This is a genomic window from Pedobacter polaris, from assembly GCF_005116505.1.
In the GTDB taxonomy this organism is placed as follows: Bacteria; Bacteroidota; Bacteroidia; order Sphingobacteriales; family Sphingobacteriaceae; genus Pedobacter; species Pedobacter polaris.
Genome location: NZ_SWBR01000003.1, coordinates 285,511 through 301,987, shown reverse-complemented (window position 1 = coordinate 301,987; position 16,477 = coordinate 285,511). Strand labels below are relative to the sequence as shown.

Here is a 16,477-nt window from a genome sequence, read left to right as displayed (position 1 = left end):
AGAACTTCCTTTTCTAATATATAGCTTTAAGATCGTTTCGTCGTTCCTCCTCGCAATGACGACATACAGATAACTTCGCTTTAGTCTTTCAGCTTTCTCCTTTAAGCTTTAATTATATTCCAAAAACAGCTTCTGCTAGTCCAATTTCATCCGGAGAATAAGGCAAAGTGTATTTCACGCCCATTTCTTCAAACTTTTTACCTGTTGAATTACCAATGGCAATAACTTTTTGTTCGGGATCTAGTAAATTATCAGCAAAATAAGCATCAACATTAGATGGACTTGTGAAGATTAAAACTTCAGCGGTAGTACCATCAATATCATCAGCTACTACGGTTTCATAAATTGGCAGGTCTACAATTTTTGTGTCTATCCCTAATGATTTTTGAATGCTTAATAAAGAATCCTGGGCTCTTGGAAATAGTACGGTTTGTCCACCAACTATTTTTGCAAATTCCTCCGCTACTTCTACAATATCTCCACTTTCGCCAACAAAATCTGCCAAGTGACCGAATTTTCTCAAAGTATCTTCAGAGCCGCGACCAACTACACCAAACTTTACCTTTTTAGCCAAAAGCGGGTTTAATTTAAAGAAATATTCAACTCCGTTTCTACTGCTAAAAAATATCCAATCGATGTTTTTTAAATAAAAAGGATCTAAAATATTTACAATTGGGAATGTACGAATTAACGAACGCCCATCTATTTCTATATCATGTTTAGCTAAAGCTTTTCTAAAGTAACTATGTTCTCCGATTTCTCGGGATATGAAAACCTTAGTTGGCATTTTTCTTTCTTTATCAAACCCAGCAACAATTTTCTCCGCTAAACCTTCAGTAGTTTCTGATCTTAAAAATAAGCGGTCAGGAAAATCTTCATCAGTTTCTGCTTTAGAAGTCCAAACTTCGAAAAAACCATTTTCTTTTTTACAGTAGCAACCTAACGGCATATGACAACCGCCTTCAAACAGGTTTAACACTTTACGTTCAACAGCAATTTCTTCGGCTGTTGCCGCATTGTGTATCTGTTGCAAAGCGTTAAACAATTCAGTATCACTTTCACGAATTTGAATAGCTAAGGCACCTTGCGCTGGTGCCGGAACCAATTCTGTTGTATCTACAACTTCTACATGAAACTCACTTAAATCTATATTTAACCTATTTACACCAGCTTTTGCTAATAAAATAGCGTCGTAATTTTCATCGCGTAATTTTTGAATACGCGTTGGCACATTCCCACGCAAATCTTCGATATTCAAATCAGAACGCAAAGCCAATAACTGCGCTTTACGTCTATTAGATGAAGTACCAACCATTGCTCCTTTTTTTAAGGATAATTTTTGGCTTACATCTACACAATCTTTTAAAATCAGTAATAATTCTGCAGGATCTTCACGCTCAGTAACTGCTGCAATGATTAATCCTGCTGGGTTTGTAGTTGGTAAATCTTTGTGAGAGTGCACAGCAATATCGATTGTACCAGCTAAAAGCTCTTCTTCTAACTCTTTAGTAAAGAAACCCTTCCCTTCTAATTTATCAAGTCTAAGATTTAATATTTTATCGCCCTGCGTTTTAATGATTTTTAATTCTGCATCTATTCCAATGCTTGCCAATCTATCTTTTGTATTGTTAGCTTGCCATAATGCCAAATCGCTGCCGCGTGTACCGATTATTATTTTCTTCACCTTATGCTTAGTTTTCTGCTAAATTAATAAAATTTTGAAAGGGTTATATGCTTTGAGTTCTTTTAACCGCAAAGACGCCAAGAGCGCAAAGTAGATTGGGAAATTGATTTGATTGTTGTCTCAAATCTCATATCTCAATACGCAAATCTATTTAGCTATTTTTTACTAGAATTTCTTTTGCCATTACCATTGGTATGGTAATGCATTTTTTTTCCATGTAATCCATAACTCTTTCCAAAACCGCTCTTGAGTTATCATCCATTGTATTTATCTCATCTGCAAAAACAGTAGTGATAGCCTTATGTTTGATATCCTTAATTTTTTGGGGCACATCACTCATTGCAATTTCGATTTTGCGTTGGCGTAAAACAGAATCAAATTCTTTGATATTTGCATCTATAATGTGTTCTGCACTTATCAACTCATCATAACGTTCTTGGATATTTTTTCGAGCAATTTCTTTTAAAGATTCTACTTCAATATAGTGGAATGGGAAGTTTTTAACTACTTCCGGTGCTACATCATTAGGAATTGCTAAATCTACAATTACTTTTTTGCCAGTATCTCCGTTTAATAATTTAATATAAATTTCTTCGGTTATAATTGGCTGCGTTGCACCAGTACAAGTTATAATTACATCAAAACCTTGATTGTAATTTTCTAATTCAAAAAGTGGATAGGCTGTTCCGTTTAGATCCTTGGCTAAATTTTCTGCATTTTCTACTGTTCTATTAAAGATAGAAAAGTTAGAATATTTATGCTTTTTAAGGTATTGAGCAATATTTTTGTTGGTTTCACCGGCACCAATAATCAATAATCGAGAATTAGCACATACATTTAATTCACGCAGTTTGCGATAGGCCAAAGAAACAATTGAAACTGGGTTTTTTGAGATATTAGTATGTGTATAAACTTCTTTTGCTGTTTTAACCACACGATTCATAATCATTCTCATGTAATCGCCAGTAAAGCCAGCCACTCTACAAGCCTCGTAAGCTTTACGCACTTGAGCTAAAATTTCTTTTTCACCAACTACTAAACTTTCCAAAGAACAAGAGGTGCGCAATAAATGATTAAATGCTTGCGTTTTTTCATATACGGATACATTTTCAATAAACTGTTCCATATATTCCTCAGGTAAACCCATATCTAATACGTGTAAGAAACGACTAATAAAAGTTTTATCAATTTCTGTTGCAACAGTAAATACAAACTCTACTCGGTTACAAGTACCGATGTAAAATATTTCTTTAATGTTTAGTTCTGATTGGATATTTCTCAACCTATCATCCAGCGTATGCTCACATATTACTAATTTCCCTAAAGCTTTTAGGTCAATCTGCTTATGTGTAAATGCAATAATCTTTAAATATTCCAAAATGGTTATAGCCTGTTAATTTTAGCGTAACAAAAGTAAATACGCAAACTCGTATATCTGTCATTACGCTGTAATTTACCCTAATTTAGAAAGATTTTAAATTAAAAAACGCCCTCATTATATGGATTGGGTGTTCACTTAAATTACTTGATAAAAGGCTGACAAAATTTGGTTAATTTAGGATATGAACCTGTGGCAAAAAATAGCTTTATGGCTAATGATTATCTTTTATTTTGGTGCTGGAGTTAATCATTTCATCAAACCTTCTCCTTATTTAACCATAATACCACCTTATTTACCCTATCCAAAAATGTTAAATTACATCGCAGGGTTTTTCGAAATTACTTTTGCCCTATTACTTTTTTCTGTGAAAGCAAGGAAGTACGCTTGTTGGGGAATCATATTAATGTTGATCGTATTTTTGTCATCACATATTATTATGATTCAAAAAGCAAATGATGCTCCATTTTTGTTAGGTAATTGGACCATTACCCCTTTTATAGCTTGGCTAAGAATACCTTTTCAGGTTATCTTCGTTTTTTGGGCGTATTGGTGTTCAAGAATGAAGTTTAATTTAATTTAAGAATTATATGATTACTGTAGAAAAACATACCATTAAAGGAGGTAATGATTTACCAATTTTAATGGACCTTACATTTAACGAAACTCAAAAAAATGCACCATTAGTTATCTTTATTCATGGATTTAAAGGCTTTAAAGATTGGGGAGCGCATCACTTAGTAGCTCGATATTTTGCCCAAAATGGCTACCGATACTTAAAATTTAATTTATCGCATAGCGGAGTAACGATAGAAAAACCAAATGATGTGACAGATCTAGAAACTTTTGCGGCTAATACTGTTTCTAAGGAAATGTTAGATGTTGACTTGGTTATAAATTATGCCCTACAAAACCTAAATGTTACCAAAGTTTTTCTAATTGGTCATAGCCGTGGTGGTGGATTAAGCATTTTACAAGCCGCAAATAACCCGTATGTTAAAGGGTTAATTACCTGGAGTGCGATCTCTTCATTTAACAGTCTTTGGAAAAAAGGGCAGGAAAAAGATTGGAAAAAGGAAGGGAAAATCTATGTGGAAAATGCTCGAACCAAAGAGAAAATGCCTTTGAATGTTACATTATTAGAAGATTTTGAAACAAACAAAAATCAATTAGACATTTTAGCTAGCGCAAAGCGGATAAATATTCCATGGTTAATTGTACAGGGTGATGATGATGTAAATGTACCTTTTGAAACTGCACAAAAGCTAGCAGACGCAAATCCAAATAGTAGATTGGTAAAAGTTGAAGGCGCCAATCATGTGTATGGTGCATCACATCCTTATGAAAAAGAGACTATTCCAGCTCAGTTGTTTCAGGTTTGCGAGAAAAGTTTGGTATTTTTAAATGAGATTTATTGAGATTCTATTAGCATATTTATCAAATGCAATTCTATTTAGAGAGCGAACGACTAATTTTAAGAGCACTAAGAACTGAAGATGTAAATGGAATGTTTGAACTCAATTCAAATCCTGAAGTTCAAAAATATGTTGGCAATCAGCCGATTACAACTCTAGCCCAAGCGAAAGAAAATATAGAATTTATTCAAAAACAATACTTAGAAAATGGTGTGGGCCGTTTAGCAGTTATAGAAAAAGAAAGCGGGGAATTTTTAGGTTGGGGTGGACTAAAATTAATAATTGAGGAGATGAATGGTCATCAAAATTTCTACGAACTGGGCTATCGTTTTCTACCCAAGCATTGGGGTAAAGGTTTTGCAACAGATGTGGTTAAGATTAGTATTAAATATGCTTTTGAACTATTAAAGTTAGATGTGATTTATGCCATAACCGATATTAGGAATGGTGCTTCAAAACATATTTTGGAGAAGGTAGGATTTAAATTTATTGAGATATTTGACTACAAAGGGCAACCACACAATTGGTTAATGCTTCAAAACCCAAGCTTATAAATTACTTAATCAAACTTAGGTAGCGTAATCGTAAACTTACTTCCCTCTCCCAATGTGGAATCTAAATGAATGGTTCCACCTAGTTTCTCTACAGACTGTTTGATAATGTATAAACCTAAACCAGTACCTCTCTTACCAGAATCAAGTATAAAAAACATTTCAAAAACTTTTTGGTGAAACTCTTTAGAAATACCTATTCCATTATCTTCAATATCCAATATCACATGTTCATTGTAATTTCTCACTTTTACATTAATATATCTATGCTCTTTTTTTGAGTCGCTGTATTTAAAAGCATTTGAGATAAGGTTATTGATTATAATTTTAACAAATACGATATCACTATAAATTTCCAAAGAATTTTCAGTTATATCAATCGTGGTTTCAATCCCTTTATAATTAATATGATTCTCATTTAAAGCAAAAGCATCCTCTATAATGGTTTTTAAATTGATAAGTTTAGATTGTGGGGTTAGATTTCTTCTTTGCAATAAAGCAATGACATCTTTAATAAATACATCTTGTTTATCTAATAGCCTGTCCATTAAATGAATATTCTCTTTCATTACATCTAAATCTGTTTCTAACGAAGCTAATTTAACTAGGCCTTGCAATGAGGTTAATGGTGCTCTTAAATCATGAGAAAGGCTATAAACAAAGGTATCTAGCTCTAAATTTAAATCAGAAACCTTATCATAACTCACTTTCAATTCACTTTTAGATTTATATAACTTAGCAATTACTAGCATTAAATACGCTGATAAACTCCCAACAATTAAAATTGTAACTAGTGCATTTACCCAATTTAATAAATTTTCGATTTTCCTTGCCATGCTACTCAGCGTTTTAGAAAAATCTGTTTCCAATTCTGTTAGCTTAATGTTAGATATAGAAATTTTTAATGAAAGTTGTTGTTTTAAGGTTGGATTGATTGACTTATTATCTACACTAGATTTAAAAGCATTGGCAGTTTTCTTGATATCAATTAGTATCAGTTCAGATTTACTCCAAAGCTCAACAGCTTTTTTAAAATCTGGCACCTCTCTAAAGTTCTTAAACAACCAAATAATATTACCTATATCAGCGGGATGTATTTTTCCGTTAATAAAATGATCATATACAATAGAATCTGCCTCATTGTTTACCATGGCATGTCGGGCTTTATTATCACTATCTGGAACCCTCAACGATTCGTGATACTTTTCCCAATAAGATGGCTTTTGTGTACTTAAATAATAAGTTAAATTTAAGAGGGCATCTTTCTGGCCCTTAGAGTAAGCAGATTCTCCGTTGATATAAGATCTAACTCCAGACTTGATTTTTGACGAATAAAAATTAAATAGGATAAGAATTAGCGAAGCGACTGACACCAATACTATTACTAATCTACTTCGCGCTTTAAAAGTCATCCTCAAAATTTATTGAAGCTAACAAATTTCCTTCATTATTTACTTTTAATTAAAAAAATTAACTTAAAAGAACATTTCAAAAATAGCAACGAAATCTCTTCATACATTTATAGTTCGCTTTTATAAAAATCTATACTTTTGTTGTCTAATTTAGATCTTATGAACGAAGAGATTTTCCGTCAATTTGCCGATATTAAAGTTAAAGAAATGAGTCCAGGTTTCTTTTCTAAACTTATTCATACCGATAACAATACCATTAATTTTATTGATATTAAAGCTGGGAGCGATTCTCCTATTCACAGTCACCCTCACCACCAGTGTGCTTTTGTTTTAAAAGGTCAGTTTGAGATGACAGTTGGCGACGAAACTCAGATTTTAGATACTGGCAAGTTTGTTTTAATTCCTGGCAATGTGCCACATGGTGGAAGAGCAGTAACTGATTGTACATTGTTGGATATTTTTAGTCCGGGAAGAGAAGATTTTAAATATTAATCACTTTTGCCATCCTGAGTTTGTCGAAGGATTTCTTTGTAAACTTACCCTTCACATGCTTCGCGTTGCTCTGCATGACAATTGATAATAATTATGCAAATGTTTCAAAAAACAATAAGCTTAAAAGCGAGAAGTAGAGGTTTTCATTTAATCACAGCTGAAATCTTACAGGCTATTCCAGAAATCAAGGATTTAAAAATTGGCATGCTCCAAGTTTTTATTCAACATACTTCTGCTTCGTTAACCATTAATGAAAATGCCGACCCAACCGTTAGAAAAGATTTTGAAATGTGGTTTAATAAAGCTGTTCCTGAAAACGACCCTGATTACAAACACGATTATGAAGGCTCTGATGATATGCCTGCACATATTAAATCAGCATTATTAGACACGTCAGTAATGATTCCTATTCGCAATGGCGAATTGGCATTAGGCACTTGGCAAGGAATTTATTTATGCGAGCACCGCAATTATGGTGGCAATAGAAATGTAGTGATTACAGCTTGGGGCATGTAAATTTTAAGTGGTAAGTTCTACGTTATAAGTTTTTTAAAGTGCTTTTAGTGATATGACCTCACGTATAACTTACAACTTATTACCTACAACTTTGTTTCAACCCAATTTCCGTCTTCTCTAATAATTTCGATGAGTTCATCCAATGCCGATGGGGTATTTACGTTCTTCTTCACTACTTCTTTACCTCTATATAAAGTAATTTTCCCAGGTCCAGTACCTACATAGCCATAATCGGCATCAGCCATTTCTCCAGGGCCATTTACAATACAACCCATAATGGCAATTTTAATACCTTTTAAGTGATCTGTTTTAGAACGAATATATTGTGTGGTTTCTTGCAGATCGAATAAAGTTCTTCCACAACTTGGACAAGAAATGTATTCTGTTTTAGAAATACGAGTTCTTGTAGCCTGTAAAATCCCAAAACTTGTAGAGTTTACTAAGGATAGATTTATTGCTTCTGGGGCATGAATCCATACACCATCTCCAAAACCATCAGTTAATAAAGCACCAAGGTCACTAGCAGCATATAACATTAACTGATCTGCATCAACATTGTTGTAAGTCCTTCTAATAATTACTGGAACTTGAATGTTTTGCTGTTGCAAAGCAACGAAAAATGCTCTTTGCTGTTGCATTCCGAGATTTTGAGCAGTTTCGAGGATGACTACAGTGGTATTATTAAATTGTTGAATAGTTGAGTTCCTGAATTGTTCTGCATTGATACTTACAAAGTTCAACAATTCATCTTTTTGCACTGCATTGTTAAACTCTTCTTCACTTAATAGCGGATAACAATTATGTTTATCTTTTAAATTTAGCCAAGTATGGTAATTATACAATTGTTTTAAATTACCTGGAAAAGAGAAAGAAGGCAATTCATCTCCTAAGTAAACCAAATCACAAGCTTGGTCTGATAGGTTGTATTTATCTAATCCGGCACTGTAATTATAGCCTAAAGCACTTAAAAAATAAGGGTCTTTTAGGTTTTGTTTGGTCACGTCTATCAAAACAACTGGATGGAAATGGCCTCCAATTTGCTGAACAGGAGTTGTGATGCGGCGAGTGTATTGATAAGGAGAGTAGGTAAGTCCTTCGATAGGCTCAGGATGACAAACGATAACAGTACTTTCAGCTTCCAGCTTTTCGCTTTGAGCTTTTCTCTCGTACCTATCTGCTAAAGCTCTTGCAACTGGTGCTTCAAATTCTGGATCTTCTGTTAAAGAAACACGAATGGTATCTCCTAAACCATCAGCTAGTAAAGTTCCGATGCCAACAGCAGATTTAATACGGCCATCTTCTCCATCTCCTGCTTCGGTAACACCTAAGTGCAGAGGATAATTCATTCCTTCTTTCACCATCATTTCTACCAATAAACGATAGGCTTGCACCATTACTTGTGTATTACTAGCTTTCATAGAAATACATAAGTTATAATAGTTCAAGTCTTCGCACATGCGGATAAATTCCATTGCAGACTCAACCATTCCTCTTGGTGTATCTCCATAATGGCTCATGATTCTATCTGAAAGCGAACCATGATTGGTACCAATTCTCATTGCTGTACCGTACTCTTTGCAAATTTTAACTAGTGGGGTAAACTTTTTATAAATCCTTTCTAGCTCAGCCTGGTAGGCATCAGTTGTGTATGCTAAGCTTTCGAACTTCTTTTTATCTGCATAATTACCAGGATTAACTCGAACTTTTTCTACAATTCGAGCCGCTGATTCGGCAGCATTAGGCGTAAAATGAATATCTGCAATTAATGGAACATCATAACCACGAGCATGTAGCTCTCTTTTGATATTTGCTAAATTTTCGGCTTCCTTTATACTTGGTGCAGTAATTCGTACGTATTCGCAGCCAGATTCTACCATCCTAATCGTTTGTTCTACTGTTGCCAAAGTATTCATGGTATCTGTAGTTGTCATAGATTGAATGCGAATAGGATTTAAACCTCCCATTGGGATATTTCCAATCTTAACTTCACGGGTTAAAAATCTAGAATATTGGGTTAAACTATTACAATAACCACCTTCTAATTGGTATGGTTTAATTATGTCTTGCATGCAACGCAAAGATAGAGTAAATGTTCAAATGTTATATTGTTGGATTGTTAAATTGTTGTTGAAAATTGCAGTCTTTTATGTTCTTAAAACAGTATAGTTAATTACTCATTAGTAGCGAGGCTAAACCTACAAGTGTTATATCAATCTTTGTTTAGTTACTAAAGTATTGGCCAGGGCATCATGTAAACATTGCTGCTTTTTATTTAAAAAACTATAAAAATAACCTAAAAACAGTGGAAGGGTCGAAAGTATTTTAGCCATGTTTCTGGCAAAAGACACACTTAAAGAAATACGGTTACCGAGCATATCACCTACTTTAATATCTAACAAACGTTTTCCGATGGTTGCTTGCTTAATAGAGGCTTCAGCAATTGTAGAATAAATCATTTTAGCAATTGGTACCAAAAATAAAAAGAATAATGCAGTGCCAATTCTAAATAGCTTTTGGTCTATAAATATGTATGCTAAAAGCACAATGACTACATACGCTATCATTAACAAGAAGTAATCTATCACAGATGCCATTAAGCGTTGATCAAATGAAGCAAAATACTGAGGGGCAGTTTGTTGAAAACTAAATCCTAGCAACTCCCTTAATTCAGCAATTTCATGTGCCTCTTTGTAATCATCCATCCTCGGTTTACGAATAAATGTCCCAGGCTTAATGTTTAGATTTTTAAGTTCGGCTAAACTATATGGCCCCTCTGGTTTACCATTTATAACTACTGTGTATTCCATTAAATTTGAGAATTGTTGAGGAAATTGGCTTAAAACAAAAAGATGTATATTAGCTAAACACTAATATACATCTTTTATTTTTTGAATGCTTACTGACTTTTTTCGGTCATTAATATCTATCTACTTCAAAGCTGCTAATTCCACCTTCAAAATTAATGAAAATTTTATTCGCTGCCGATTGATAGTTTGGTGTTTCATACACACCTTCACTAATCTTTGTAAAACCTGTAAAGTCTTTTGTAGATAAGCCTGTTTTTGTTTTAATTCTACATCCAGAACCTTCAGGAATATGAACTTTTATTTCTGCTACACCGGTTTTAACAGTCACATCAGCAATTGGCAATAAGCTTCCTATTTTAATATCTAACTCAGCTGCACCACCATCAAAATTTAATGTTCTAACTTTATAATCTGTTAAATCAAATTTTACTTGCCCAGCTCCCATTTTTAAGTTCATTTCCCAAATTGGATTGGTATTTAAATGTACATCAACATCATTACCATTTCCAAATGACCAATTCTTATTTTTATTCTGCATTTTAAAAGTCAGCGTATTCACACTGTCTGAAGTAGTTTTTGTTAGAGAGAAGTTTCCATTTCTTCTTTTAACATCAGCCAAAAACAAACTATCAGTATTTCCTTTTAGTTCAAAAGAGGTTCCTCCACCAGAAAGATTTAAGATTGTTTTTTTAGCTGCATCTGTGGCTAGATAAGGCTCGGAGAAATTTAATTTACTGTAACTATTGCTATCGTTGTCATTATCATAGTCATCATCGTCTATATCAATATGATGTTTTACACCATTGCTCCACCAATACTTACTTGTGGGTTTTTCTTGCCCCTTTACAAAAAGAATAGACAAAGCGACAACCAATATACCTAATGAAATGATGTTTCCGGTTTGCGAATTATTTCTATTAAATAAAATATTTACACCTAATATAATTAAAAATATTGGCCAAAAATCCCATACATTACGCCAATAGAAAGTGATAATATCAAAATTATCTAACAATAGTACACCACCAATAAACAAAAGTAGCACACCCCATATTATTCTGTCAAATTTCATTGCTTTAAGTTTTAAATTAATACTAATTTGTGGTTCTAATTAAGGATTTGGTGTTGCCGAATCTTTATCTTCTGTAATTATAGGTTCTTCTTTAACAGGGCTTTCAGTCTGCGTTTTTTGCGCTTCTTCTGTTGTTTTCTTAAAATTATCCCACTCTGTTTTTCTTTGGTTTCTAAAAATTAAGCTAATACCAATTGCTACAAGAGCTAATGGCCATAATTTGTATATTTTCCAAATGCTAAACCAGTATGGAAGGATATCTAATTGCCTTAGTAAAAAGTAAATACCTAGCACCAATAAAATTAATCCACCAATGGTTCGGCCTGTGTCACTGCTCTTAGGTTTTTGGAAATTATTCATATCATTTGGCGTGTTAAAATCTGTATTTGGTGTATTCCATTTTGTTTCTTCAGTGTTTTGTGGATTATTAAATGGGCCGTTAAAAGTTGCATTCTGCTTTTCAAAATGCTCATTGAATTTTTTAAATTTTGCCATAGGATCATTATTTAATGGAGCAACAATCCACATTACAATATAAACAAGTAAACCTGCACCAGCTAAAAACAAGGTAGACAATACAAACAATAGCCTTACTATTGTAATATCTACTTGCATGTATTCTGCCAACCCAGATGCAACACCAGCTACAACTTTGTCGTGTTCGTTTCTATGTAATCTCTTTTCCATGACTATCTCCTCCTATTTATTGTTTAAAAATTTAAAGGCTTCAAAATGATCTCATCAACGTTTACACCACTGCTTAAAGTTAAAATGGAGTATAAAGAATTGGCAATATCTTCTGGTTGTACAAACTTGTCTGGGTTAATTTCTGTTCCTTCCCATGAAGCTGTTAATGTAGAACCTGGCAAAATTGCCGTAACCTTAACGTTGTATTGAGCTAATTCTTTCCGCAATACATTATTAAGACTTAGCATCGCTGTTTTTGTTACACAGTAACTGCTAGCATTCTCAATTGTTTCTAAACTAGCCACAGAACAGATGTTAAATATATGTCCATTGCGTTGCGAACGCATCATTTTACCAAAATATTTAGACAGGTAATAGGTGGCATTGACGTTTACCATGCCTTGATATTCAAAGTTTTTATCTTCTTCATCAAGTATACTTCCAGGCATGAAAACTCCTGCATTATTAATTAAAACATCAACATTATTAAATGAACTTTTTACTTCATTGCAGAAATTGTAGATCTCATCTTTATTTCCCATATCTGCCTTTAAGGCAATTACCTTAACATTATACTGTGCTAATTCGTCCTTTAGTAACTGCAAATCAGTTTCAGTTCTTGCACAAACTGCTAAATTGTATCCTTTAATTGCTAATTTTAAAGCAATTGCTTTTCCAATACCTTTGGTTGCACCAGTTATTATTGCATTCATAACTTAATAAGATGTTTTATTTAGCACAAAAAAGGGTATTAATATCGGGAAACAATAATATTTTTTAATAAACACACAAAGCCAGAACATTTTTTATTGTTTCTTTGTATAATATTGTAATTACTTTAAAGCTAATTTATATTAAATGAACTTTACCAATTTTGGCAAGTATATACTGCTATTAAAAGCAGCGTTCAGAAGACCCGAAAAAACTAAAATATATTTAAAAGCCATTTTTCAACAGATGGATTTTATTGGTATTGGCTCTTTAGGGTTAATTAGCATTATCTCTACTTTTATTGGTGCGGTAATGACTTTACAAATTGCTTTCCAGTTGGTTAGTGATTTAATCCCTAAAACAATCATTGGTTCTGTAAATCGTGACTCGAGTATTTTAGAGTTAAGTCCTACGATTAGCGCTATTGTTTTGGCTGGTAAAATTGGTTCTGCTATTTCATCAGAAATTGGTACCATGAGGGTAACCGAACAAATTGATGCTTTAGAAATTATGGGTATCAATGCGCCAGGCTATTTAATCTTACCTAAAATTTTGGCAGGTATTACCATGGTTCCAGTATTGGTTATTATCTCAATGGTATTAAGCATTGGTGGTGGTTATTTGGGTGGAACACTTTCTGGAGCAGTTTCTGCAGCCGAATATATGCAGGGCATTACAACGGATTTTAATCCATATACTATTGTTGTAGCATTGGTAAAAGCATTTGTTTTTGGCTTTATCATTACCTCTGTACCAGCTTACGAAGGTTTTTACGTTAAAGGTGGTGCTTTAGAAGTTGCTCAAGCAAGTACAAGAGCAGTTGTTGTAAGCTGTATTAGTATTTTAGCGTGCGATTACATTGTAACCCAATTATTATTATGATCGAGATTAAAGACATCCACAAATCATTTGGTGATAATGAGGTTTTAAAAGGCATTTCTGGTACATTTAAAGAAGGAGTTACCAATTTAATTATTGGTGGTTCTGGTTCTGGCAAAACCACTCTTTTAAAATGTATGATTGGTTTGCACCAACCTGAAGAAGGATCCGTATTATATGATGGAAGAGAGTTTACGCAATTAAATTTTGAAGAGCGAATTGAAATAAGAAAAGAAATTGGAATGTTATTCCAAGGTTCTGCATTGTTCGATTCGATGACAGTTGAGGAGAATATCATGTTTCCTTTAAACATGTTTACCGAGCAAACTAGGGAAGAAAAGTTAGATCGTGTAAATTTTTGTCTAGAGCGCGTTAACCTAGAAGGAAAAAACAAATTATATCCTGCAGAGCTTTCTGGAGGGATGAAAAAACGTGTGGGTATTGCTCGTGCTATCGCAATGAACCCAAAATATCTTTTCTGTGATGAGCCGAACTCTGGTTTAGACCCCAAAACTTCCATCGTAATTGATGAGTTAATTAAGGAATTAACGGAAGAATATAATACAACAACCATCGTGGTTACTCATGATATGAACTCTGTAATGGGTATTGGAGATTATATTATTTTTTTACACGAAGGAAAAAAATTCTGGGAGGGTTCTAACAAAGAAATTTCTAAAACAGATATAGAAGAATTGAATGATTTTGTATTTGCCAGCCGCTTTATGAAAGCAGCTAAAGGCAAACTTTAATATTTACTACACCATTTATGATAAGCCTCTTAACTCCAACACACTGGAAAGATTACGAATTATTAGATTGCGGAGATTTCGAAAAACTAGAACGCTTTGGCAATTTAGTGTTATCTCGTCCGGAACCACAAGCTGTTTGGAAAAAGACCTTATCACCGCAAGAGTGGAAGAAAAAAACCCATATTAATTTTAAAGGTCGTTCTGCAACTAGTGGCGAATGGCTAAAAGCTGATAAAAATGTGCCAGACCGCTGGAACGTAAATTATAAGAATGACGACATTAGCATCAATTTACGTTTAGGTTTAACATCATTTAAACATGTTGGCGTTTTTCCGGAGCAAGCTGTAAACTGGGATTATATTTCATCATCAATTAAAAAATTTAAAACACCTATTCCGAAAGTACTTAATCTTTTTGCTTATACAGGAGCGGCGTCTTTAGTTGCAAAAGCTGCAGGAGCTGATACTACTCACGTAGATTCGATTAAACAAGTGGTAAACTGGGCTAATGAAAATCAGGAATTATCTAACTTAAAAGATATACGCTGGGTTGTAGAAGATGCTTTGAAATTCGTGAAAAGAGAGTTGAAGCGTGGTAAAAAATACAATGGCATTATCTTAGATCCACCTGCATTTGGACACGGCCCTAATGGAGAAAAATGGAAATTAGAAGACCATATTCAAGAAATGATGCACGATGTAGTACAATTACTGGACGAAGAAGAACATTTTTTAATTTTAAATACGTACTCCTTGGGTTTCTCTTCAGTTATTGTAGAAAACCTAATTAAAACATCTTTTCCTCAAGTTAAAAATTTAGAAACTGGTGAGCTTTATCTACAGGCCACTTCTGGTATTAAATTGCCTTTAGGAGTTTTTGGTAAGTTTAGAACCCCCTAGCCCCCTAAAGGCGGAACATACAAATTGGTATAACAAGTCTCCTTTAGTGGATTCAAGATATAGGAAAGGCTTCCGAATCCTCGAAAGCCTAGCTCCTAAACAAAACATAACCAAATATATTATCCTTTTTTAATCAATTTATACTCGATAACTGGTTTACCTCTTTCGCCGCCATCTCCTGTAATATAGCTTACAAATTTTAACTTATATACATTACCTGAACTGTCTTTTATCACATAGAATAAATCTGTTTTCACACCACCTCCGGCACCAGTAAAATCAGGTGAAGTTCTCCACTTAGAACCAATTACATCTCTTTCATTTAAGAAAGTTAATGAAGCAATATCACTTTCTGCAAATGCAGCATAAGTTTTAGTAGTTGTTGAGACTTGTGCAGCGCTAACACCAGCTAAGGTATTTATAGAAATAAAATCTTGATACCAATAAGGATTAGACTCTAAATTTGCAGCAACAGATTTATAGGTACTGTAACTCCAATTTAAATCCCATTCATCCTTTTTTGGTTCAGCATTTACTATAGCTCCATCGTTATTATTTCCAAGCGAAACAAATGTTAAGTTATAGTCAGCACTTTTAGAAATATTTACAGTTTTAAAAGTTGTCTCTTGGATTTTCGCATATTGTAGCGTATAGCCAGTAGTACCATTTCTTAATATTCGTATTTTATATAGATTTGGTTCTATAAACAAACCGTTGACAGATAAAATGTAGACTTTATTTTCATCAGCTGTAGCAGATATGCTAGCTATTGCTGTACGGTTTAGGCTACCGTTGTAATTATCAACTAAGCTAACTGCATTTGCTAAGGTTGATGATTGCAAATTTATATTATAAACCAATGTGGTTTTAGCATCGTCTAAAGTCACAGCATTAATATCTGTTTTATTAACTACTGCAGCTAAAGTCTGGAATGACTGATTTAACATTACTTTAAAATCTGCACCAGAATAGAAGCCTAAAGCCCAAGATTTTCTATCTACTTTGGTTGTTTTATCTTTACTTAAATCTGTATACACAACATTTGTATAGTTAGATTCAGCTGTTTTACCTTCTAAAGTTAATGTGCTACCATCAGATGGTGGTACAACAATTACTGGTTCATCTTTACTTTTTTTACATGCTGTAAATGTTAGAGCTAACAATGCAACCGCTACGAATGAGTTAAGTTTATTCATTTTTTATTAATTTAATATGTGTTTAA

17 protein-coding genes are annotated in these 16,477 nt (G+C 33.5%); 8 read left to right on the top strand and 9 right to left on the bottom strand.

Features of this window, described 5'->3' with window-relative positions; all coding sequences use genetic code 11:
* Nucleotides 1-112: 112 nt before the first annotated feature.
* Both hemC and hemA read right to left on the bottom strand, forming a co-directional pair.
* Nucleotides 113-1,684: a hydroxymethylbilane synthase gene (gene hemC / locus FA048_RS13305; RefSeq protein ID WP_136841796.1), complete on the bottom strand. Its 1,572-nt coding sequence runs from the start codon at nt 1,682-1,684 to the stop codon at nt 113-115.
* A 151-nt stretch (nt 1,685-1,835) separates the two neighbouring features.
* Entirely contained in the window at nt 1,836-3,062 is a 1,227-nt protein-coding gene (gene hemA / locus FA048_RS13300) for a glutamyl-tRNA reductase (protein WP_136841794.1), read from the bottom strand.
* A 184-nt stretch (nt 3,063-3,246) separates the two neighbouring features.
* Between hemA and FA048_RS13295 the strand changes: the two genes are divergently transcribed.
* The 3 genes from FA048_RS13295 to FA048_RS13285 are packed head-to-tail and all read left to right on the top strand — an operon-like array spanning nt 3,247 to nt 5,031.
* Nucleotides 3,247-3,645 carry a DoxX family protein gene (locus FA048_RS13295; RefSeq protein WP_136841791.1) on the top strand — a complete coding sequence of 133 codons (399 nt, stop codon included), beginning with the start codon at nt 3,247-3,249 and terminating at the stop codon, nt 3,643-3,645.
* A 7-nt stretch (nt 3,646-3,652) separates the two neighbouring features.
* Nucleotides 3,653-4,480: an alpha/beta hydrolase family protein gene (locus FA048_RS13290; RefSeq protein ID WP_136841789.1), complete on the top strand. Its 828-nt coding sequence runs from the start codon at nt 3,653-3,655 to the stop codon at nt 4,478-4,480.
* Nucleotides 4,481-4,503: 23 nt separating this feature from the next.
* On the top strand, nt 4,504-5,031 hold the full coding sequence (locus FA048_RS13285; RefSeq protein ID WP_136841787.1) for a GNAT family N-acetyltransferase: 528 nt from the start codon (nt 4,504-4,506) through the stop codon (nt 5,029-5,031).
* A 5-nt stretch (nt 5,032-5,036) separates the two neighbouring features.
* Here the strand turns inward: FA048_RS13285 and FA048_RS13280 are convergent, their stop codons facing one another.
* Complete coding sequence (locus FA048_RS13280) at nt 5,037-6,440, bottom strand: sensor histidine kinase (protein ID WP_136841785.1); 1,404 nt, start codon at nt 6,438-6,440, stop codon at nt 5,037-5,039.
* A 159-nt stretch (nt 6,441-6,599) separates the two neighbouring features.
* Between FA048_RS13280 and FA048_RS13275 the strand changes: the two genes are divergently transcribed.
* Together FA048_RS13275 and FA048_RS13270 are read left to right on the top strand one after the other, a co-directional pair.
* Nucleotides 6,600-6,932, top strand: coding sequence for a cupin domain-containing protein (locus tag FA048_RS13275; protein ID WP_136841783.1), 333 nt, complete (start codon nt 6,600-6,602; stop codon nt 6,930-6,932).
* 93 nt (nt 6,933-7,025) lie between these two features.
* A complete protein-coding gene (locus FA048_RS13270) occupies nt 7,026-7,448 on the top strand; it encodes a secondary thiamine-phosphate synthase enzyme YjbQ (RefSeq protein WP_136841781.1) in 423 nt (140 codons plus the stop codon).
* Nucleotides 7,449-7,531: 83 nt separating this feature from the next.
* Here FA048_RS13270 and ispG read toward each other — a convergent pair whose 3' ends face one another.
* The 5 genes from ispG to FA048_RS13245 all read right to left on the bottom strand — a co-directional run bounded on the left by ispG (nt 7,532) and on the right by FA048_RS13245 (nt 12,727).
* Nucleotides 7,532-9,517: a (E)-4-hydroxy-3-methylbut-2-enyl-diphosphate synthase gene (gene ispG / locus FA048_RS13265; RefSeq protein WP_136841779.1), complete on the bottom strand. Its 1,986-nt coding sequence runs from the start codon at nt 9,515-9,517 to the stop codon at nt 7,532-7,534.
* Nucleotides 9,518-9,652: 135 nt separating this feature from the next.
* A complete protein-coding gene (locus tag FA048_RS13260; protein WP_136841777.1) occupies nt 9,653-10,255 on the bottom strand; it encodes an RDD family protein in 603 nt (200 codons plus the stop codon).
* A gap of 109 nt (nt 10,256-10,364) precedes the next feature.
* The gene (locus FA048_RS13255; protein WP_136841775.1) at nt 10,365-11,327 is read right to left on the bottom strand and encodes a LiaF transmembrane domain-containing protein; all 963 of its coding nucleotides are present in this window, start codon (nt 11,325-11,327) and stop codon (nt 10,365-10,367) included.
* A 39-nt stretch (nt 11,328-11,366) separates the two neighbouring features.
* Nucleotides 11,367-12,014 carry a PspC domain-containing protein gene (locus tag FA048_RS13250; RefSeq protein ID WP_136841773.1) on the bottom strand — a complete coding sequence of 216 codons (648 nt, stop codon included), beginning with the start codon at nt 12,012-12,014 and terminating at the stop codon, nt 11,367-11,369.
* A gap of 23 nt (nt 12,015-12,037) precedes the next feature.
* Nucleotides 12,038-12,727 (bottom strand): SDR family oxidoreductase, encoded by a 690-nt coding sequence (locus FA048_RS13245; RefSeq protein ID WP_136841771.1) that lies wholly within the window; start codon nt 12,725-12,727, stop codon nt 12,038-12,040.
* A gap of 145 nt (nt 12,728-12,872) precedes the next feature.
* Here FA048_RS13245 and FA048_RS13240 point away from each other — a divergent pair, with 145 nt between their 5' ends.
* The 3 genes from FA048_RS13240 to FA048_RS13230 are packed head-to-tail and all read left to right on the top strand — an operon-like array spanning nt 12,873 to nt 15,255.
* Nucleotides 12,873-13,607, top strand: coding sequence for an MlaE family ABC transporter permease (locus FA048_RS13240; RefSeq protein ID WP_136841768.1), 735 nt, complete (start codon nt 12,873-12,875; stop codon nt 13,605-13,607).
* Nucleotides 13,604-14,356, top strand: coding sequence for an ABC transporter ATP-binding protein (locus FA048_RS13235; protein WP_136841766.1), 753 nt, complete (start codon nt 13,604-13,606; stop codon nt 14,354-14,356). The genes FA048_RS13240 and FA048_RS13235 overlap by 4 nt, the downstream gene beginning before the upstream one ends.
* 17 nt (nt 14,357-14,373) lie before the next feature.
* On the top strand, nt 14,374-15,255 hold the full coding sequence (locus FA048_RS13230; RefSeq protein WP_136841764.1) for a class I SAM-dependent methyltransferase: 882 nt from the start codon (nt 14,374-14,376) through the stop codon (nt 15,253-15,255).
* A gap of 119 nt (nt 15,256-15,374) precedes the next feature.
* On the opposite strand, the gene FA048_RS13225 is transcribed toward FA048_RS13230, so the two are convergent.
* Complete coding sequence (locus tag FA048_RS13225; RefSeq protein ID WP_136841762.1) at nt 15,375-16,451, bottom strand: HmuY family protein; 1,077 nt, start codon at nt 16,449-16,451, stop codon at nt 15,375-15,377.
* Nucleotides 16,452-16,477 lie beyond the last annotated feature (26 nt).